The 18,734-nt window shown below is 49.6% G+C and carries 17 protein-coding genes; 8 read left to right on the top strand and 9 right to left on the bottom strand.

Annotation, left to right across the window (positions count from 1 at the left end; genetic code table 11):
* Window positions 1-53: 53 nt before the first annotated feature.
* Window positions 54-989, bottom strand: coding sequence for a tRNA (adenine-N1)-methyltransferase (locus FMS18_RS14600; RefSeq protein WP_163295414.1), 936 nt, complete (start codon window positions 987-989; stop codon window positions 54-56).
* A gap of 354 nt (window positions 990-1,343) precedes the next feature.
* On the opposite strand from FMS18_RS14600, the gene FMS18_RS14595 reads away from it, so the two are divergent.
* From FMS18_RS14595 to hemW, 5 genes are all read left to right on the top strand, one after another.
* Window positions 1,344-2,330, top strand: coding sequence for a radical SAM protein (locus tag FMS18_RS14595; RefSeq protein WP_163295413.1), 987 nt, complete (start codon window positions 1,344-1,346; stop codon window positions 2,328-2,330).
* A 51-nt stretch (window positions 2,331-2,381) separates the two neighbouring features.
* A complete protein-coding gene (locus tag FMS18_RS14590) occupies window positions 2,382-3,854 on the top strand; it encodes an Rne/Rng family ribonuclease (protein WP_163295412.1) in 1,473 nt (490 codons plus the stop codon).
* Between the two features lie 90 nt (window positions 3,855-3,944).
* Window positions 3,945-4,496 (top strand): epoxyqueuosine reductase QueH, encoded by a 552-nt coding sequence (locus FMS18_RS14585; protein ID WP_163295411.1) that lies wholly within the window; start codon window positions 3,945-3,947, stop codon window positions 4,494-4,496.
* A 105-nt stretch (window positions 4,497-4,601) separates the two neighbouring features.
* Window positions 4,602-5,435, top strand: coding sequence for a universal stress protein (locus FMS18_RS14580; RefSeq protein ID WP_163295410.1), 834 nt, complete (start codon window positions 4,602-4,604; stop codon window positions 5,433-5,435).
* Window positions 5,436-5,630: 195 nt separating this feature from the next.
* Window positions 5,631-6,827, top strand: coding sequence for a radical SAM family heme chaperone HemW (gene hemW / locus FMS18_RS14575; protein WP_163295409.1), 1,197 nt, complete (start codon window positions 5,631-5,633; stop codon window positions 6,825-6,827).
* On the opposite strand, the gene glf is transcribed toward hemW, so the two are convergent.
* The 4 genes from glf to FMS18_RS14555 form a co-directional block, all read right to left on the bottom strand.
* Window positions 6,824-7,945 carry a UDP-galactopyranose mutase gene (gene glf, locus FMS18_RS14570; RefSeq protein ID WP_163295408.1) on the bottom strand — a complete coding sequence of 374 codons (1,122 nt, stop codon included), beginning with the start codon at window positions 7,943-7,945 and terminating at the stop codon, window positions 6,824-6,826. The genes hemW and glf overlap by 4 nt on opposite strands.
* 81 nt (window positions 7,946-8,026) lie before the next feature.
* A complete protein-coding gene (gene hflC, locus FMS18_RS14565; protein ID WP_163295407.1) occupies window positions 8,027-8,887 on the bottom strand; it encodes a protease modulator HflC in 861 nt (286 codons plus the stop codon).
* An 11-nt stretch (window positions 8,888-8,898) separates the two neighbouring features.
* Window positions 8,899-10,002 (bottom strand): FtsH protease activity modulator HflK, encoded by a 1,104-nt coding sequence (gene hflK / locus FMS18_RS14560; RefSeq protein ID WP_163295406.1) that lies wholly within the window; start codon window positions 10,000-10,002, stop codon window positions 8,899-8,901.
* 177 nt (window positions 10,003-10,179) lie between these two features.
* Window positions 10,180-11,223, bottom strand: coding sequence for a radical SAM protein (locus tag FMS18_RS14555; RefSeq protein ID WP_163295405.1), 1,044 nt, complete (start codon window positions 11,221-11,223; stop codon window positions 10,180-10,182).
* 138 nt (window positions 11,224-11,361) lie between these two features.
* Here FMS18_RS14555 and FMS18_RS14550 point away from each other — a divergent pair, with 138 nt between their 5' ends.
* The 3 genes from FMS18_RS14550 to rnhA all read left to right on the top strand — a co-directional run bounded on the left by FMS18_RS14550 (window position 11,362) and on the right by rnhA (window position 13,872).
* Window positions 11,362-12,729, top strand: a complete 1,368-nt coding sequence (locus FMS18_RS14550; protein WP_163295404.1) for a phosphomannomutase/phosphoglucomutase — start codon at window positions 11,362-11,364, stop codon at window positions 12,727-12,729.
* Between the two features lie 100 nt (window positions 12,730-12,829).
* Complete coding sequence (locus tag FMS18_RS14545) at window positions 12,830-13,399, top strand: TPM domain-containing protein (RefSeq protein WP_163295403.1); 570 nt, start codon at window positions 12,830-12,832, stop codon at window positions 13,397-13,399.
* Between the two features lie 8 nt (window positions 13,400-13,407).
* Window positions 13,408-13,872, top strand: coding sequence for a ribonuclease HI (gene rnhA / locus FMS18_RS14540; protein ID WP_163295402.1), 465 nt, complete (start codon window positions 13,408-13,410; stop codon window positions 13,870-13,872).
* A gap of 182 nt (window positions 13,873-14,054) precedes the next feature.
* On the opposite strand, the gene FMS18_RS14535 is transcribed toward rnhA, so the two are convergent.
* The 4 genes from FMS18_RS14535 to hisC form a co-directional block, all read right to left on the bottom strand.
* Window positions 14,055-15,098, bottom strand: a complete 1,044-nt coding sequence (locus FMS18_RS14535; protein ID WP_163295401.1) for an alpha/beta hydrolase — start codon at window positions 15,096-15,098, stop codon at window positions 14,055-14,057.
* A gap of 102 nt (window positions 15,099-15,200) precedes the next feature.
* Complete coding sequence (locus FMS18_RS14530; RefSeq protein ID WP_163295400.1) at window positions 15,201-16,646, bottom strand: HAD-IIB family hydrolase; 1,446 nt, start codon at window positions 16,644-16,646, stop codon at window positions 15,201-15,203.
* 151 nt (window positions 16,647-16,797) lie between these two features.
* A complete protein-coding gene (gene cmk / locus FMS18_RS14525; RefSeq protein ID WP_163295399.1) occupies window positions 16,798-17,469 on the bottom strand; it encodes a (d)CMP kinase in 672 nt (223 codons plus the stop codon).
* Window positions 17,469-18,563: a histidinol-phosphate transaminase gene (hisC, locus tag FMS18_RS14520; protein ID WP_163295398.1), complete on the bottom strand. Its 1,095-nt coding sequence runs from the start codon at window positions 18,561-18,563 to the stop codon at window positions 17,469-17,471. Before hisC ends, cmk begins: the two co-directional genes overlap by 1 nt.
* Between the last annotated feature and the right edge of the window lie 171 nt (window positions 18,564-18,734).

Below are 18,734 nucleotides of genomic sequence, written 5' to 3'. Positions count from 1 at the left end.
CTCACGGAGACCCGGCTTTCATCATTAATATCTTCAACTATCTACAACCGAAACTATTCAGCCTTATCCTCACCGGATTCAGCTTTTTTCTCTTCGGCAGGAGCAGATGTTTCTTCAACATCCTTCTTAGCGTGAATCATGTCCTTGCGATCAACATGATACTTGTCAGCTGCGGGCTTGCCGCGATTCTGACGCTTTTTCTTGGGCGGCTCTACGCTCATTTCGCAACCAGCCATGTTACGGGCGAAGACGAGGAAACCGGTGTGACCGACCATGCGGTCTTCGGGGCGTAAGCGTTCTGCAACGGGCTTGTAGTTACGTACGAAAATTTCACAGACTTCCTGCTCTTCGAAGGGCATGTCTTCCATGGCCTTGAGGAGATCGCTGACCTGATTGGTGGTCGGCAGCAGGAAACCGCACATTGCGCCGGGGATTACTGCTTTGGGAATGTGGTGCAGGTAGTCCCACGGGTTGGGTACGTCGAGGAAGAGGGCATCGCAATCGCTGGCGAGGAAACCGTCTTCGATGTTCAGGTTGAACTGTTCAACGCGGTGCTCAAGTCCGGCCCATTCAAGGTTCTTGCGGACCAGCTTATAAAATTCGGGGCGTTTCTCGTGGGTGTATACCTTACCGGTATCACCTACGTAGTAGGCCAGTGCGGTGGTCAGGCCACCGGAACCGGAGCCGGATTCGACCACTCTTGTGCCGGGACCGATACCCAGTTTGAGCAGCAGGTAGCTGATCTCTTTGGGGTACATGATCTGGGTCTGGCGTTTCAGACCCTTGATGATATCGTATATGGTGGGTTTCAGAATCTGGTATTTGTGGCCCAAGTGGGTTTCCACAACCTTTCCGAACCCGCCGGCGAGGATGTTGTCGGTCAACATCATGCCGTCATGTGTGTGTATTTCTTCCCCGGGATTGATCATGCGCAGGTAGCGCTTGCCCTTGGGGTTGATAAGCAAAATTAATTGTCCAGCTTCAAGCATTAGACTTCCTCCTGAATTGATCTATCGCCCGATTACGGATGAAACAGCATAAAGTCAAGGTCGCATACAAAGCACCATCTGCGTCATCATATATAACTTGAGTTTTTTGACATTTAAGCATAAGTGCTTAACTACCGCATTGAATGGAATTTATCTTCGCGCAGCTATTTTTACACATCTCCCGCAAAAATCACAGTTGGAATTATGACAGGTCATTCTTTTGTTTGTCCTATATCCCAGCAATTAGGGATTCCAAAGGGGCTTAGTCCCTTTGGCCGCCGGAGGCGAAATCAGATCAAAAACCGCGAAGCGCATCAAATTTAATTGATTTTTTTGCTTCTTGATGAGGCCGTTATGGGTTATAGCTATATCTTCGGGCCGGTTTTTTCCGGCAGAATAGGGCGTTCACTGGGGCTGGACCTGCTTGGACGCAGGGTTTGCTCCATGGATTGTGTATATTGCGAAGTGGGCAAGACTGATCTGCTCACCGGTGAACGCGATGTTTATGTACCTGCGGCTGATATTCTTAATGAACTTGAGAAATGGAAGCAGGAGGGGCATCAGCCGCCCGAGGTGATTACCCTTGGAGGACTCGGGGAACCGACCCTCAACTCTGAAATGCCCGAAATTATTCGCGGCGTAAAAAAACTTTTCCCGTCCATGCCTGTGGCCGTGCTGACAAACGCGACCGCCATGACGGACACCGAAGTGAGAAAGGAACTGCTGGAAGCCGATGTGGTGCTTCCTTCAATGGATTCCCTTGTTGCTTCGGAATTCAGGGCCATAAACAGACCTTGTAGGGGAATTGACCCTACTTCGATTGCTAAAGCCCTGATCGAATTCCGCAAGGAGTTCAACGGTAAGATTTTTCTGGAAGTGCTCCTTTCACGGGGATACAACGATTCGGATGAAAACCTAACTCTTATGAAGGAATTCTGTACCGAACTTGCCCCGGACCGCATTGATGTGGTCACTCTTTCGCGTCCAGGTACTCTGGAGAAGGCCGGTCCGGTTGATTCCGAGACCCTAGGCCGCTGGAAAAAGGTTCTTGATGCCGCGCCCTGTAAAGATAGGGATTGCGAACCAGATACCGACGCAAAGAAAAGGAGCGGTGATGAGACCATAGCCCATGTGCAGGGCGATGGCTCCCACGCATTTGACCGGATTCAGGCTTCTATCATGCGCAGGCCGCAGACAGCGCAACAGCTCGCCGGAGCACTTGATATTCCCTTGGAGAGGGTGGAACAGGTACTCACGGAACTGGAAAAAAGCGGCAGACTGCACGTCAAGCAGACAGGAAATGAGATCTATTACGATTGCAGGCTTGACGGAGATACATGATTCCAGCTTCTGGGTCCGGAGAAAATTTACAACTTTTCTTTGGATTAGAACATGACAGGTAAAAAAATTAAGAAAAAAGAGAAAATGTTTATCAGCGTTCTCCCCGGTGAACAGGTGGAAGTCGCGCTGACTCAGGAAGGTCAGGTCATTGAGTATTACGTAGAAATGCTCCATCAGGCCAAGACCAAAGGTAACATTTACAAAGGTTACATCCACAATATCGATGCCGCATTACAGGCGGCTTTTATCAACTACGGAGCCGAACGTAACGGTTTTCTGCAAGTTGATGAGGTGCATCCTGAATATTATCAGGGCACCTACAAGCTTAAGAAAGGACATCGCTACCCCCTGCTCCAGAAGGTTTTAAAACCGGGGCAGGAAATTTTTGTGCAGGTGGTTAAAGAACCTACCGGCAAGAAGGGTGCATTTCTTTCCTCCTATCTTTCCATTCCGGGCCGCTATTTTGTGCTGACCCCCGGACGTGAGCAGATCGGTATTTCCCGTAAGATTGAAGATGAAAAGGAACGCGAAAGGCTTAAGGAACTGATCGATGAGGTCAATCCCGGAGCCGGGGTGGGCGTTATTGTACGTACCGCCAGCAAAGGCCAGAGCAAATCCGCTCTGCGGCGCGATTTCAAATTCCTGACTCGTCTCTGGAATGATATCCGCGAAAAAGGACAGGATGCCAAGCCGCCGTCCCTCGTTTACGAAGAAATGGGACTGGCTGCCCGTTCCGTGCGTGATTACCTTTCTTCTGACGTTGTTGAAATTTGGGTTGATGACAAGGAAACCCTTGAGCAGGTTAAGAAGCTTGCTACACTTTCTTTTCCCCGGCGCAATAATCTGGTCAAACTGCATTCCGATACGGATAAGTCCCTTTGGGAACGGTTCAATCTGGTCAAGCAGATCGAGCAGATCTACGGCCGCGAGGTCAACCTGCCTTCCGGCGGACGTCTTGTTTTTGACCAGACCGAAGCTTTGACCGCAATCGACATCAACTCCGGTAAAATAGGCGGCGAGCGCAATTTCAAGGAAATGGCTCTCAAGACCAACAAGGAGAGTGCCGAGATGATCGCCCGTCAGCTCAAGTTGCGCGACCTCGGCGGTCAGGTGGTTATCGATTTTATTGAAATGAAGGACCCCAAGCATTGCCGCGAGGTTGAAAAGACCATGCGCGCCGCGCTTAAGGGTGACCGTGCCCGTACCGATGTGGGCCGTATTTCCCGTTTCGGACTCATGGAGCTGGTCCGCCAGCGTCTGGGATCATCCGCAATTGCGGTATCCACTGAATCCTGCCCCTGCTGTGATGGAACTGGTATCCGCCGCAATATGGAATGGCAGTCCATGCAGGCTCTCAAAGAAATTTATCGCATGCTTAGAAAGCCGGGTAATGAATCCTCACTGGTCTACGAGGCTGAAGAGGAACTCGCGCTCTACCTGCTTAACCACAAGCGTGACGCAATCATTGAGTATGAAAAGATGTTCGATACCAAAATCAACATCGAGATTCAGTGGAACGAATAGTTTTTTGGCCTCTGGCAGCCCTGCCGGGGGCCTTAAACCCTTTTGTTAGGGCTTTGCCGGGGAATGCTTGTTCAGTCCCCGGAGGGATATATGTCTAAAAGAGTACTTCTTCACGCCTGTTGCGGTCCTTGTTCTATTACCACTATCGATGCTTTGCGTGATCAGGGCTTTGAAGTTTCCGCATTTTTCTACAATCCCAATATTCACCCCTTGCAGGAATACCTGCGCCGCCGCGACGGCTTTCTCGAAGTCTGCGAGAAGATGAACGTAAAGGTCATCGGCAGGCTGGATGAGTACGATTCCAAAAAATGGTTCCGTAATGCAGCTTTCCGCGAAGCCAACCGTTGCTTTCATTGCTATGCGGATCGTCTGGAGCGAACCCTTTCCCTTGCCAGACGCGGCAACTTTGATTTCTACACCACGACTTTGCTCTATAGTAAATTCCAACAGCATGAGCGTATTGCCGAACTCGGAAAAGATATGGCCGGGAAAAGCAAATGCGAGTTCTATTACTATGACTTCCGTGAAGGCTGGAAAGACGGCATTGAACGCTCCAAGGAAATGGGTATCTACCGCCAGCAGTACTGCGGTTGTTTGTTCAGCGAAAATGAGCGTTATGAGAATGATTTGAAAAAATCTTAGCTTGTTTAATTTTTTTACAGTGGTTATCTTGTTCTAAGCTTCTGTATTTAAAAAGCAGTACTCCTGCTTCTTGCTATATTTCGACAGCAACAGGATAAGGTGAACATGGAAAAGCATCTACTGGTTTGTGTTCGTGCGGATTGCACCGCGTCATATGCGGTCAGATTTATAAAGAATTTTTTTCATTCTCCTTGTGATGTGCGTATCACCCTTTTTAATGTTGCCCCCCCGAAGAGCTCATGGAGTAAGGGGGCACTGGGCAAGGGACGCAAACTTCTTGAAGAGACTCGTCAATGGTTCATTGATCACAGCTTTTGCGCAGAAAGCCATATCGATATCAAGAGCATCTACTCGCGGGGCAATACCGCTCGCGAGATAGTACAGGAAGGGCATAAGGGCATGTATGACGCTGTCATACTGGGGCGGCAGTCTCAGTCCGTGCTTGAAGAGTTTTTCGATTACAGCGTGGGGTCTAAGGTTATCTGGGAAGAAGTTGATTTTCCGCTCTGGTTCTGCAAGTGTCCGCAGGAGATTCCGGGTAAGGATGTCCTGCTCTGCGTGGATGAGGATGCCCCTTCGCAGAGGATTGCGGATCATGTGGGGTTCGTGCTTGGCGATAATCCCAACCATGACATAACCATGCTCCATGTACATGATTCCAGAGAGAAGGGCGCAGCGACCTCGGAAGATATTTTTGAGATTACTCGTCAGCACCTTGAAGATAACGGCGTTGCGCCGGAGCGCATCAAAGAACTGGTTGTAGACGGTGATGATGTTGCCAAGGCCATTCTGGAGCAGGTCGCCAAAAAGCCCTACGCCGCAGTTGCAGCAGGGCGCGGCAAGCACGACAAGACCGCAATTGAAAAGCTGTTTCCCCGTTCGCTTAGTGTGAAATTATTGCACCAGCTCGAAGGGGCGGCTCTCTGGGTAAGCAGGTAGGTCTTTTAAGAGTAAATTTTTGCTAGTGCTTTTTTTTAAAATGACTGTTTGTAATTAAATACGGCGAAGCCATAATAAAAGTTTTAGGAGAGTCCAGAGAACCCTTTTTCAAAAGGGTTCTCTGGTCCCCGAAGGGCCGCCGGAGGCAAAATCATTTTATCCAAAAGCGCAAAGCGCATCCAATAAGGTTTTCATATGGGAATGCCCCCAGCTTTTTTCAATGCCCCGCTGCTGCGCGGTGACGGCAGTGAGGCCAGAAACCTCCTGCTCTACATTCATGTGCCTTTCTGCAAACGCAAATGCAACTATTGCGCGTTTCATTCCCAGCCGTTCGAGCAGGTCAGTTTTGCATGGTACATGAAAACCCTGCTGTCCGAGATTGAGCTTTGGGGCAAGCGGCTCAAGAACCCCAATATCGGTACAGTCTATTTCGGCGGCGGTACTCCCAGTCTGATTCCGCCGTTTCAGCTTGAGCTGATCATGGATGCCCTGCGCAAGAATTTCAGCTTCACCAAGGGTATGGAAATTACCCTTGAAGCCAATCCTGATTCAGCCAATGATCTTTCCTACTTCAAGGCCCTCTACGATATGGGCATCAACCGGCTCAGTCTCGGCTTCCAGTCTCTAGACGACCGTAACCTTGAAACCCTCGGTCGTCCCCATTCCGCAAGGCAGGCAACTGAATCATATTACGTGGCCCGCAAGGCCGGGTTCGGCAACATCAGCATTGATTTGATCTGGGGACTGCCGCGCCAGAAGGTCAAGGATTGGAACGATGAATTAAAAGCTGTGGTCCAGCTTAAGCCGGAACATATGTCTTGTTACGGTTTGTCCATTGAACCGGGTACTGTCTTCGGACAGCGGGCCAAGGATCTGGATATGGAACTGCCGCCTGACGGGGAGCAGGCCCGCATGTTTATCTACGGGGCTGAATATCTGGAATCCATGGGCTATATTCAGTACGAGATTTCAAATTTCGCGCGTATGGGTTTTATTTCCCGCCATAATCAGGGCTATTGGGATCGCATGGATTACCTTGGTCTCGGGCCTTCCGCAGTATCCACAATCGGTAATCGCAGGTTCACCAATCCGCGCTATATGGATGAGTATGACGCAGCTGTACGAGGAGCTTTTGCCGGGGAGGATTTCGAGGAACTCACTGATGAAATCAAGGCACAAGAGTTGATTATGCTCTGTTTGCGGACATCAAAGGGACTTAAACTCTCTGACTATACGGAACTCACCGGGCGTGATCTGACCAAGGAAAAAGGGTCCGTCATAAGTGCCTTGCATAAGAACGGACTGGTGCGCATGAGCGCGGGCTACCTGCGCTTGACCAAGAACGGTATGTTGGTTTCCAATTCTATTTTGGAGTCCCTTGCGTTTGATTAGAGATTATCACAAAATTCCAGCGCAGCCAGTACGGCCTTGTCCATATCATAATATTTGTATTGGCCCAGCCTGCCGAGGAAGTGCACATTCTCCTGCTTTCCGGCTTTAATCTGATATAGCTCAAGTCGTTTGCGGTCGTCGTTTGTATTGACCGGGTAGTACGGCTCGTCACCCTGTTTCCATTTCATGGAGAATTCGCGTGCAGTTATGCTCCTGCCGCTTGTGTTCTTCCTTTCCGGGTGTAGGTGCTGGTATTCATGAATACGGGTGTATGGAACGTCAATATCGGCGTAATTCATGACCGATGTACCTTGATAGTCATCCACATCTTCCACCTGATAATCAAAGCGCAGGGAACGCCATGTAAGTTCCCCGTGGCAGTAATCAAAATACCGGTCCACCGGGCCAGTGTAGTAGATATTGCAATCTTTGGGGATAATTCGTTTCAGGTCAAAGAAATCTGCGTTCAGTTTAGTCTCGATTAATTCGTGGTCCAGCATGCGTTCGAACAGTTTCGTATAGCCGTTCCATGGCAGCCCTTGATAGCGGTCGGTAAAGTAGTCGCATTCATAGGTGTGCCTGAAGGGCAGACGGGTGATAATTGATGCATCCAGCTCTTTGGGATCGCATTCCCATTGTTTGAGGGTGTAGCCCTTAACAAAAGCTTCGTACAATTCCCGCCCGATGAGGCTGATAGCCTTTTCTTCAAGGTTCTGTGGGGCAGTGATGTTCTCTTGCGCGCTTTTACTTTGGATGAAGTCTTCAACCTCGTGCGGTTTCAGGCTGATCCCGAAGAAAGAATTAATGGTCTGCAAGTTGACCGGCATATGGAATGTGCGGCCTTGATAGGTGGTCACAACTTTATGCCTATAGCCGTTGAATTCTGTGAAGCGGTTCAAAAAGTCCCAGACTCTGCGTTCTTTGGTATGAAAAATATGGGTGCCGTAGGTGTGGACTTCAATGCCCGTTTCTTCATTGATGCGGCTGTGGCAGTTGCCGCCGATGTGGCCTCGTTTGTCAATGACCAGCACTTTTTCATTTAAGTTGTCTGCAATGTGTCTGGCAACGGTACAGCCGGTAATCCCGGCACCGACGATAAGATGTCTGCAATTTTCCATATGAAGCCTCCAAAAATAAAGCCCGTAATATCTCGTGAGATACTACGGGCTTATTAGTGTCATGTCGAGTTTGCTGAGAAACTACTTCATATACTTTAAGAACGGGTTGTCCTGTGAGAGGATCAGCTTCGTTTTTCCAGCCCTGAATCCTTTTTCGTAGGCTTCGAGAGATTTCTGGAATTCATAGAAGCGCGGGTCTTTGCCGAAGCTTTCGGCATAGGTTTTGGTCGCGATTGCATCACCTTCACCACGCAGGATGTCGGACTTGAGGTTCGCATCAGCAAACAGGATGGTTCTTTCCTTGTCAGCCTGTGCTGTGATGCGGGCCGCTGCTTCGCTACCCTGTGAGCGGTACTGCTTGGCCATACGTTCACGTTCTGCCCTCATACGTCCGTAAATAGCACGGGCGTTTTCAGGCGGCAGATCGGTACGCTTGATGCGAACATCAAGGACTTCAATACCGTAAGGCTTGAGCAGACTGTTCGAGGTATGGCTTACCTCTTCCATGATGGAAGTACGGTCACTGGAGATGATCTCGATCAGCGTGTAGCGACCAAGGGCAACGCGCAGTTCCGCGTAGATAATATCATCCAACCGTGCCTGAGCGCGGGGGATGGAACGTACGGTGCGGTAAAACAACAAGGGGTCGGCAATGCGCCACTTGGAGTAGTTATCCACAACCATGTTTTTCTTGTCTTTGGTCAGGATTTCAGCCGGGCGGGCATCATATTCCAGAAGTCGTGAATCAAAATAGATTACGTTCTGGACAAAGGGCAGCTTGAAATGCAACCCCGGTCCCATTGGCCCGGATTTGGGCTTACCGAGCTGAAGCACAATGGCCTTTTCGGTCTGCTTTACGATATATGCACTCTGTGCAATCCCCAGTACGGCAACAATGATCAGAATTGCCAGGGGAGCGGAACTTTTTTTGAGTAAACTCATATTCTTATCCCCTATTTTTTACCGGTTTGAATGGGAAGAGCCTTTCCGTCCAGAGAAAGGAAAGGAAGTGTTTTCTGAGCCGCATCATCGGAAAGAATCACTTTCTCTATGCTCGGATAGGAAAGGATGTTCTGCATGGTTTCAAGGTACATACGTTTAACAGTGATGTCCTTGGCATTTTTGTATTCCTTGTACACAGCCATGAAACGCTTGGCCTGACCTTCTGCAAGGCGGATTTTGGATTCCTTATAGGCTTCCGCTTTGTTAACCATGACCGCTGCTTGACCTCTTGCTTTGGGCAGGATGTCATTGCGGTAGGCTTCCGCTTCGTTGATGTAGCGGCTCTTGTCCTCACGGGCGGAGGCTACGTCCTTAAAGGCGTCCACAACCTCGTTCGGTGGATGCACGTTTTGCAGCTGCACTGCCAGCACATTTACTCCGAGTTTGTAGCGGTCCACAATTGTCTGTAACAGATCACGTGTTTCAGTCTGAATCTGGAGTTTACCGGTGGTCAGTGCCAGTTCGATCTTGGTTTTACCGATGATCTCACGCATGGCCGCTTCGGCAGCATCCTGAATGGTCTTAGGCTGGTTGCTGACTTCAAAGAGATAGTTCACCGGATCTTTGATCTGGTATTGTACGATGAATTGAACATCAACGATGTTTTCATCACCGGTCAGCATGAGAGATTCCTCGGGCACATTACGCGACTGACCTTGGGTAAAGGAGCGCGAAGAGCCATAGGAACGGAAACCCACTTCCACACGTCTGATCTGTGTGACTTTAGGCTTCATAACCGATTCAATGGGAATCGGAAGGTGGTAGTGCGGTCCGGGGGTCGTGGTGTCCACGTACTTACCGAATCTGGTTACCACACCGACTTCATCCGGTTCTACAATGTAGACCCCGGAAAGAAACCAGAGCAGGATGATGCCGATGATTAAAAATTTTCCGCCCGGCAAGCCGGTTCCGCGGAGTTTTTTGATTGTGGAGTTGATATCGTCCACATTCGGCGGTTTCGGAGCACCTCCGCCGCCTTTGTTCCTCTGCCGTTGTTCGGATAATTTGTCCCAGTCCCAGTTCATGTAAATTTGATAGGTGAGATAGACCGACATATCAAGGAAAATCGGATATGCAGGTCAATATGTTAATGAAATAATAACTTCCGCACGAACGTTTTGTAGCAGCAAGCGGGGAGAGTTATCCGGTCATCCTGTAACGCATTAATAAATATACACAGATTAGATCAATTTCTGTTAAAGATAAAACTTTTTCTGAATATTGAATCCTGTTCAGGATGGTTTTACCTGTCGGCGCACCAGATCAAGGAAATATTTGGCCTCTGCATTATCCGGGTCCTGCTGCAAGGCGGCAGAGAATGCTTCAAGGCTTCCGGTTAAATCTCCGTGCTGTGAGGCAATGAGACCCTTGATTACATTAATTTGCGGCTGTTCGCCGTAGTTGTTGCGGATGAATTCGGTTCTGTTTTGCGCGTCCGCAAAACTTTCCTGAATGATCATGTTTTTGGCCAGATTGTAGTGGTAGCTGATTTCATAATCCGTATTAAAAGGCTTATGACCCTTTTCCACTTTCCAGCCTACCGATGGGGTGCGGTCGGAAAAATTGCAGTAGGAGCAGGCTTCAAGGGGATAGCGGGACCGCCAGAGCACAAAATCGTTGTAATCAAAATTTTTAAGGTCGTAGGACATGTGCGGGCAGTTTTTAAAGCCATCACTAAGCATTTCGTCAGGGGCAAACCGTTGGTACCCGCCGGCTCCGCAGCGGTGTACGGTCATGTCGCGCAGCAAAGCCATGCAATGTGAGTTGCCGCAAAAACGTTTTACTTCCCTTGGCTTTGCAAAGGTCTCAAGTTTGTTAAAAACAGCCTTCTGTGGGAATTCAATCCTTACATGGGGGTTGTATTCTTTGATCAGCATGGCTATGCGATAGGCTTCATCGTATCCGCCGAGCTGTTTCTCAATGGTCGGGTAGCGGGAAATTTTGACCAGTGCCATGAGCTTCCAGAGGTCTTTGTAGGCCCGCACAGCATCTTCGGAAAGCCAGAATCCGTTGCTGGTGATGACAATGGGGCTTTCATATCTTTCCCAGATATGGAAAGCAAAGCGGGTTATGTCAGAATGCAGAAATGGTTCCCCGCCCATGAGTGAAATGGCCCCAAGATGGAAGTTGTCTCCGTTGAGGATATCAAGGCCGGGGAAATAGTCACTGGCCTCATATTCCTTTTCCGGGCAGAAAGGGGAGTAGTTGTGGCACCAGCGGCAGTTGTTGTTGCAATGGTCGACCGTATGTACTTCAACGTATGGAATATTAAACATGGCTTGCTGTGTGGTTCTCTTTTTTATAAATTATAGAGTGATACCTGCTTTAGACTCATACTCGCAATCTGTTCTTACCGCAAGAATGGGTTGATTCTTATGAAGCCGGAAAAGAATTATGGTTAACGGAGAAGTGTAATGAAGGAAATCAGGAAAGAGATATTTAGGGCTTACGATATCCGCGGGGTTGTGGATCAGGATTTTGATGAAGAGTGGGTTGAACGGTTAGGGCGGGCCTGCGGAACATGGTTTCGTGCCAAGGGCTGGGACCGGGCCGTACTTGGTCATGATTGCCGCCACAGTTCTCCTGCCTATCAACAGGCCGTGGGGCGGGGGCTGAATAAATCCGGTGTGGATGTGCTTTTCCTGAACCTTATTCCCACCCCTGCATTATATTTTGCCGCAAAAAAGCTGGGTTATAAAGCCGGGGTAATGATCACCGCCAGCCACAATCCCCCGGAATTTAACGGGTTTAAGGTCTGGGGTGGCGAGACCACTATCCATACCGATGATATTCAGGAAATCTACAACATAATGGAGTCCGGTGATTTCATTGATGGAAGCGGAATGGCTTCTTATCATAATATTGTTCCCTATTATATCGAAGATCTGCTTTCCGGCATTAAGCTTAAACGTCCCCTCAAGGTGGTTCTGGATGGCGGTAACGGGGCCGGGGGGCATATTGCTCTTGAAATGCTCCGTCAGGCCGGGGCCGAGGTCGTCCCCCAGTATTGTGAACCGGATGGGGATTTTCCCAACCACCACCCGGACCCGGTGGTTGCAGAGTACATGGGCGACCTGTTCAAAGCCGTGGTTGAACATGGTGCGGAAGTGGGTATCGGCCTTGACGGTGATGCCGATCGTATCGGGGCGGTGGATGAGCTGGGTAATCTTGTGCCCGGAGATAGGCTTGTGGCTCTGTATGCGCGTGAAATGTTGGAGCGCAAACCCGGTGAAACTGTGGTGGCCGATGTAAAGTGCAGCCATCTCCTTTTTGATGATATTTCCAAGCACGGCGGCGAACCGCTTATGGCCCGCACGGGTCATTCGGTCATGAAGGCCAAGATGATTGAAACCGGAGCCGGACTGGGCGGCGAGATGAGCGGGCACATTTTCTTTTCCGACCGTTTCTACGGATTTGACGATGGCCTTTATTCCGCCTTGCGGTTGTTGGAGATTTTATCCGCTACTGAAGTTCCGCTTTCGAAAATGTGGGATGAATGGCCCCGGACTTTCTTTACCCCGGAGCTGCGTGTTGAGTATCCCGAAGAAATTAAGTTCAAGCTGGTTGAAAATGCGGCGCAGGAGCTTGCCAAGGATTATGAAGTTATAAGCATCGATGGCGTACGTGTTGTTTTCGAGGGCGGCTGGGCCCTTGTGCGGGCGTCCAATACTCAGGCTGCTCTGACACTTCGTTTTGAGGCTTCCTCGCAAGAACAGCTCTCTGAAATAAAGAATACTGTGGAAGCCTTGCTGGAGCGGCTGGCTGCGGAGCTTTGCTCATAGTTGCCATTTTTACATGAAAGCAAATACTTGATACCATCGGCCCATACAGGTAAACGTTCTATCCTGTTTTAAATTCATCAAGCAGCACAAGGTATGAATCATGGCATTGTTTATAAAACCACATGGTAAGACTGGATCGGAACGGTTTTTCAGAATGATCGGGATGGTCATAATTCTCGGCCTCGTAATCTATGCGTTCTGGATGAACAACCAGTCAACACTGGAAAAGATTCAGGCCCGTAACGCTCTCTGGGACCAGACCAAGATTTTGGACCGTTCCGAGCGTGATTACATTCAGGGTTTTATCAGGAGTATGCGCAATGAATTCGGGGTTAAGGTTCGGATTCAGATCATTCTCGACCCGATCACGGAACAGGAAGTAGATCCTAAAGAACTTCTGATTGTTCTTTCTCCTCCTCAGCAGGAGGTAGGAATGTATTTTCCCGGTCTTGTGCGTCATGCCTTGGGAAATGAATTTATTTCCGAGCTTGAGAATAAACATTTTGAAAATCATTTTGCTGATGAGGAATGGCCCGCATCGCTTATGACATCTCTGTCCATGATCTGGGAGCGATTGGTTAATGTTGAATCCAAACAGCCCGTTCCTGAAGTGCACGCAGAGGAAAACGACAGTCAGCCTGATCCTGAATCATCAGCCCACGAGGAATAAAGTAATCAATGTCTAAAAAGCAAATGACCATTTATACGGACGGTTCCTGTCTCGGTAATCCCGGCAAGGGCGGTTACGGTGCGGTTCTTCTGTTCAACGAACACCGCAAGGAACTTGCTCAGGGCTACAAGAGAACAACCAACAACCGCATGGAAATGCGTGCGGTAATCGCAGCCCTTACCGAACTCAAAGAGCCTTGTGAGATTACCCTGTATACTGACTCCCAGTACGTGAAGAACGCCTTCACCAAGAAGTGGATCGACAATTGGCAGAGAAACGGTTGGAAGACCGCAGCCAAGAAGCCGGTTAAAAACAAGGATCTCTGGTTGCAGTTTATCCCCCTGCTGGAGAAGCACGATGTAACTTTTCGCTGGGTAAAGGGGCATTCCGGTGACCCGGAGAACGAACGTTGCGACGATCTGGCCCGCAATGCGGCCTTGTCCGGTGATTTGATTGTAGATGAGGGGGCTTAAGCTTCGCATATAGTTTTAAAAAGTGTCTTATCAATAAAGGCCGCAATACCTTGATAGATATTGCGGCCTTTGTTTGTGGGTGAACTTGGAAAGCTAATTGGCGAAGCCCTAACAAAAAAGTTTTGGGATTCTTAAACCCTTTTCCAAAAGGGTTTAAGGCCCCCGGCAGGGTCGCCGAAGGCTTATTTAACTATATTTGATATATCGTTGTAGATTGAAGTCTGCTTCACAAAGCGGGGCTTGCCGTCGAGGCTGCTGTCTATGGCGGATGCATCCACAAAGTCTATGCCCGGTAGATCGGCATTGTTGACCACGTCTCCCAGCCTTACCCCGTTACGCTGCTTGTGCGCTAGGGCCAGTTTGTCATCCCGGCTGGAGGTGTAGACCGTGATGCGTGCTCTGGTATTATGCAATTTGGGAAAGATCTTTTCGGCAAATTTATTGCGGTTGATGTCCGGGGTAATGAGGATCAGTTCTTTGATGCGATCCATATCCTCAGAGCTTAAATTCAGATCTGCAAGGGCTTCACAAAGCGGCTCACAACCCATGCTGCTGCCGATGAGGTAGATATTTTCCGCAGTGGATTTTTCCGCCACTTCTTTCAGAAATTCAGTGAGCTGTGGGACGGTGTGATCCGCTCTCTGTTCATCCTCAAGATAATCAAGTTTGTCGCCTTGTGCCGGCCAGCTGAAAAAGAGAGGTGCGCCCTGATATTGCAGCTGGTAGCTCATGCGTGCGGTGAGTACGGCTGCTTCTTCAAATGAGTTGTTGAATCCATGCACGAAAATGAGGGCAGAATTGTCGGGATTGCCGTCCAGACGTTTTGGCAGGGTCGTTCCAAATGAGCGCAGAGGAAGTTGGCGGATATCTGTAATTTTGTATCCGCAGGCCGGACTCAACCCGTAGGAGGTCATGGTGAAGTGTGATTTTTGCAGGTCTTTGATTTCTTTATCGTAGGGAATGGTGACCGAGCAGGCTCCCCAGCTCAGCTTCCCTTGTTCATCGCCAAAGGCTTTGTCCGGAACAGTGCTTCCTGTGGCCTTGCGGTCAGTTGCATAGAAAAGTTCGATTTCCTGAAAGGGTCTTTCGGTGGTGAGAGCCTTGGTCAGGTCATCGCTCCATTTGTTGAACGTGTCGGTACTGTTTTTGGAACAGCCTGCGGCAAGCAATAATGAGAGAAAGGTCAGTGCAATTAATGCTGTTTTGGAAAGGTGGAATTTTTTCATGCCGGAGCGACCTCCTTGAAATGTACGAAAAAGGATCAGATTTATATGTCTGATCTTTATAGCATAACCAAGGAAAGTCGCAACCGGACTTAAAAAGAGTGCTTATTCGTAAGTCGCCAGCCAGTTGTGAGGGATGGACCAGCAGCCGTCCTGCGCGGAATCCACAAGGGCGTCCAGAAGGCGGGCAACCCCGTATTCATTACAGGCCGGAATATGCAGATCTGCTGCGGGCAATGCTTCGGGAGCTGCGTTGGCAACCACTGCGCTTAAACCCACATGGCCGAACATGGTCAGGTCATTTTCGCTGTCGCCGATGGCAATGGAGTTGAGGTCTGACCAACCTGCTTCTTTCATGATCTGCATCATGGCGGAGTGTTTACCGTGATCCGCTGGGCCGATTTCAAGGAAATCTTCACCTGTCCGAACACAGCTCAGACCATACTTTTCCGCAAGGCTGCGTACAAGTTCGCACTGCTGGGTCTGCTCACGGCTGGAAAAGGTCAGGATCTTGATGGCTGTCTTTTCTTCCGGGGTTTCACCTGTCCGGGGCAGGGTTTCACCTACTTTTACAAAATCATTAATTTCTTTGTCCGTGAGTTCGGCCTGAGTCCAGATTCCGTCACTTACATAGGTTGTGTAGTTTACTCCGGCATCAAGCAGGGTATCTTCAATGGCTTTGAACGGCCCTACATCTTCCCCGAATACTTCCAGCTTACCGTTGCGCGCGATGACCGATCCGTTGACCCCGGCGTGGGGTGTCTGGCTGCCTACGCTGCTGATCAGGTGCGGTAAGCTGATCAGGTGTTTCCCGGTGATAAGTGAAAAGTGGCCGCCAGCTGTGGTGTAGCGGTTAATGGCGTTGAGTGTGCGGCGGTCGATACTTTCACCGGGGGTGATCAGGGTGTTGTCGATATCGCAGAATACCCAAGGCAGACTTTTGTTCTGTGCGCAGGCAATGGTTCTTGCAAAATCGTGCTGGTTCTTGCGGGAGTAAGGCAAGGTTTTGCGGGCGATAGCCGGAGGCACGGAGTCTGTGCCGAATCTGTTTTCAAGTTCCACTATGCGTTGCCCGAAAGAATAAGATTCTCCAACGGGAGAGGTGCGGAAATCACAATAAGCCACAGCTTTATGTATGGGGCAATCGTAATTTGGGCCGGGGAACTGGGAGTAGATTTCCTTCATTTCAGGCATACTCTCAATCTCTACCGGTGTGCTGGAATGCCAGAGAACGGCCCTGATCAGGTCTTCGGGAGCATTGCAGTGGGCGAGGTAGGCCGCACCGTCAAGGGGATGGAATCCTGTCTTGTTCAGCTTTTCAGAATACCCCACATCATGGAAGAGGGCTGCGGTGATAATTTTCCGGGCTGTTTCAGCATCATAATCTATCTGGGCAGTCAATCTGCGGGCAGTACTGCCGGCCTGACGCATGTGAGCCAGTCTGGTTGAGTCTGCCGGGAAAAAGGATGCTGCCAGTTCATCGGTCAGGTTTTCGGAAACCGGGCCGAGTGGTTCAGGGAATATTTTTTTCAGAATAGAAGATATTTTCACGGAAAGCTCCGTTTGGGCTGGTTGATGATTCATGGAGTAAGTAGGTAGTCTTTGAGAAGCTAAAGTCAAGCAACATTTGGGTCGCTGAAAGAAACAGGCCGCATGGGAAACTCCCAAGCGGCCTGAAATATTTGTATTTGAGTTTTCGTTTCTATTTAACTTTTTTTTCAGTTTCGAAAACAAGCTTATCAAAAACTCCGTCAATATCGAGTCTTGTCGTATCTACGATAATGGAATCTTCAGCGGGTTTGAGCGGAGCCACCTTGCGGTTGCGGTCCTGATCATCACGGGTGCTGATCTGTTCAATTAGTTCTGCCATTTCTGCGGGTTTGCCCATTTCTTTAAGCTGTTCGAACCGCCTGCGGGCACGTTCTTCAAGATCAGCATCAAGAAAGAATTTACAGGGGGCCTGCGGGAAGATGACCGTACCCATGTCGCGTCCTTCAGCAATGAGTGATGTTGTTTCACCTATTGCCCGCTGGGCGATTTTCTGGAGTTCGCGCACTGCCGGTATTTTAGCCATGTTGGAGGCCCACATACCCACGGTCTCGGTGCGGATTTCATCAGTGAGCGGTATTCCGTTCAGGCTGAGAATGGAATTACTACCGCTGCCGGAAAGGGTGAAATCGAGTCCTTTCAAAGCTTCGTTAAGTTGTTCCGCTTCCCAATCCCATGAACCTTCGCCCAGTTTCCAAGCTGTGCCGCGAAACATGGCCCCGGTATCGAGGTATGCTATTTCAAAGCGGTCAGCCAGACGTTTGGCAAGGGTGGATTTCCCAACACCAGCCGGGCCATCAAGAGTTATGATAAAAGGTGTGTCCATTAAAGGACCTCCTTGAGTGTTTTCAGAAATTTTTTGTTTTCCTGGTCAGTGCCCATGTTGACCCGGATGTATTCGCCAAGGCCGAAGCTCTTCAGCGGGCGGACAATTATGCCCTGTTTGAGGAGTTGCTCAAACACTTCCATTGCATCTCGGGTCGGCTTGAACATAATGAAGTTGGCTTGGGAATCAAGTACTTCGCAGCCCATTTCGCGGATTGATTCCGTGAAAAGTTTGCGTCCGCGCAGAACAACATCCATGGTGGTCTGGAAGAATGCTTCATCTTCCAGCACCGCGATGGCCGCTTCTTCTGCCAGCAGGTTAACGGTAAAGGGTGCGCGGGCACTCTTGATGTATCCGGCCAGTTGCGGACTCATTATACCGTAACCGATGCGCAGTCCGGCCAGTCCGTAAGCCTTGGAGAAGGTGCGGGTCAGCACTATATTAGGAAATTCGTCGAGCAGGCCGCGCATATCGTATTTTTTAGCGGGGCGGGCAAACTCTATGTACGCTTCATCAATGACCAGCAGGGTCTGTTCGGGGATGGAGGCCGCCATTTCTCGTACTTCATCAACAGTTACCGCCAGACCGGTGGGGTTATCCGGGGAAGTCATGAACACGATGGCGGTCTTTTCTGTAACTGCTTCAGTCAGGGCTTTCAGGGGCTGTTTGTGTCCTGCATCGCGGGGAATCTGACGAAAATTGATGGCGCAAAGATGGGACATGAGCCGATACATGCTGAAGCAGGATTCGTAGGTCAGCACTTCATCCTGACCGGGATTGGCTTTGATGCGCACCAGCAGGTCGAGGATTTCATCTGAGCCGTTACCGCTGATAATCTGGTCTTCAGACACGCCTGTGCGTTTGGCAATGGCTGTGTTTAAGCGAGGGTTGCCGTTGTGCGGATAGCGGAAAACTGAGGGCGCGTGACGGGTGATGGCTTTTTGGGCCATGGGAGAAGTGCCCAGCGGGTTTTCGTTGCTGGCGAGTTTAATGACAGTATCGAGACCGTATTTTTCTTTGATTTCTTCGATGGTCAGGCCCGGTGCATAGGGCTTTGAATTCATCATATCAGAGCGGACTTTGATGGCGGACATGCTGGAATCCTTATTTGAATTGATGCGCTGCGCGCTTTGATTATTTGATTTCGCCCCCGGCGGCTACAGGAGATAATCCCTATAGGGCCTCGCTCTTGGCGCAGTAAAGACAGGGACAAATTTAAAAGGAAAGCACGGTTTTATTAGTTTGGAACGAAGAATTTGTCAAAA

The sequence above is a fragment of the Desulfovibrio sp. JC022 genome, assembly GCF_010470665.1.
Lineage (GTDB): Bacteria > Desulfobacterota > Desulfovibrionia > Desulfovibrionales > Desulfovibrionaceae > Maridesulfovibrio.
This window is presented reverse-complemented; position numbering and strand designations above follow the sequence as displayed.

Coding starts and splice junctions, on each gene's coding strand:
- FMS18_RS14600 (WP_163295414.1), bottom strand. CDS start 989: ATGCTTGAAGCTGGACAATTAATTTTGCTTATCAACCCCAAGGGCAAG.
- FMS18_RS14595 (WP_163295413.1), top strand. CDS start 1,344: ATGGGTTATAGCTATATCTTCGGGCCGGTTTTTTCCGGCAGAATAGGG.
- FMS18_RS14590 (WP_163295412.1), top strand. CDS start 2,382: ATGACAGGTAAAAAAATTAAGAAAAAAGAGAAAATGTTTATCAGCGTT.
- FMS18_RS14585 (WP_163295411.1), top strand. CDS start 3,945: ATGTCTAAAAGAGTACTTCTTCACGCCTGTTGCGGTCCTTGTTCTATT.
- FMS18_RS14580 (WP_163295410.1), top strand. CDS start 4,602: ATGGAAAAGCATCTACTGGTTTGTGTTCGTGCGGATTGCACCGCGTCA.
- hemW (WP_163295409.1), top strand. CDS start 5,631: ATGGGAATGCCCCCAGCTTTTTTCAATGCCCCGCTGCTGCGCGGTGAC.
- glf (WP_163295408.1), bottom strand. CDS start 7,945: ATGGAAAATTGCAGACATCTTATCGTCGGTGCCGGGATTACCGGCTGT.
- hflC (WP_163295407.1), bottom strand. CDS start 8,887: ATGAGTTTACTCAAAAAAAGTTCCGCTCCCCTGGCAATTCTGATCATT.
- hflK (WP_163295406.1), bottom strand. CDS start 10,002: ATGTCGGTCTATCTCACCTATCAAATTTACATGAACTGGGACTGGGAC.
- FMS18_RS14555 (WP_163295405.1), bottom strand. CDS start 11,223: ATGTTTAATATTCCATACGTTGAAGTACATACGGTCGACCATTGCAAC.
- FMS18_RS14550 (WP_163295404.1), top strand. CDS start 11,362: ATGAAGGAAATCAGGAAAGAGATATTTAGGGCTTACGATATCCGCGGG.
- FMS18_RS14545 (WP_163295403.1), top strand. CDS start 12,830: ATGGCATTGTTTATAAAACCACATGGTAAGACTGGATCGGAACGGTTT.
- rnhA (WP_163295402.1), top strand. CDS start 13,408: ATGTCTAAAAAGCAAATGACCATTTATACGGACGGTTCCTGTCTCGGT.
- FMS18_RS14535 (WP_163295401.1), bottom strand. CDS start 15,098: ATGAAAAAATTCCACCTTTCCAAAACAGCATTAATTGCACTGACCTTT.
- cmk (WP_163295399.1), bottom strand. CDS start 17,469: ATGGACACACCTTTTATCATAACTCTTGATGGCCCGGCTGGTGTTGGG.
- hisC (WP_163295398.1), bottom strand. CDS start 18,563: ATGTCCGCCATCAAAGTCCGCTCTGATATGATGAATTCAAAGCCCTAT.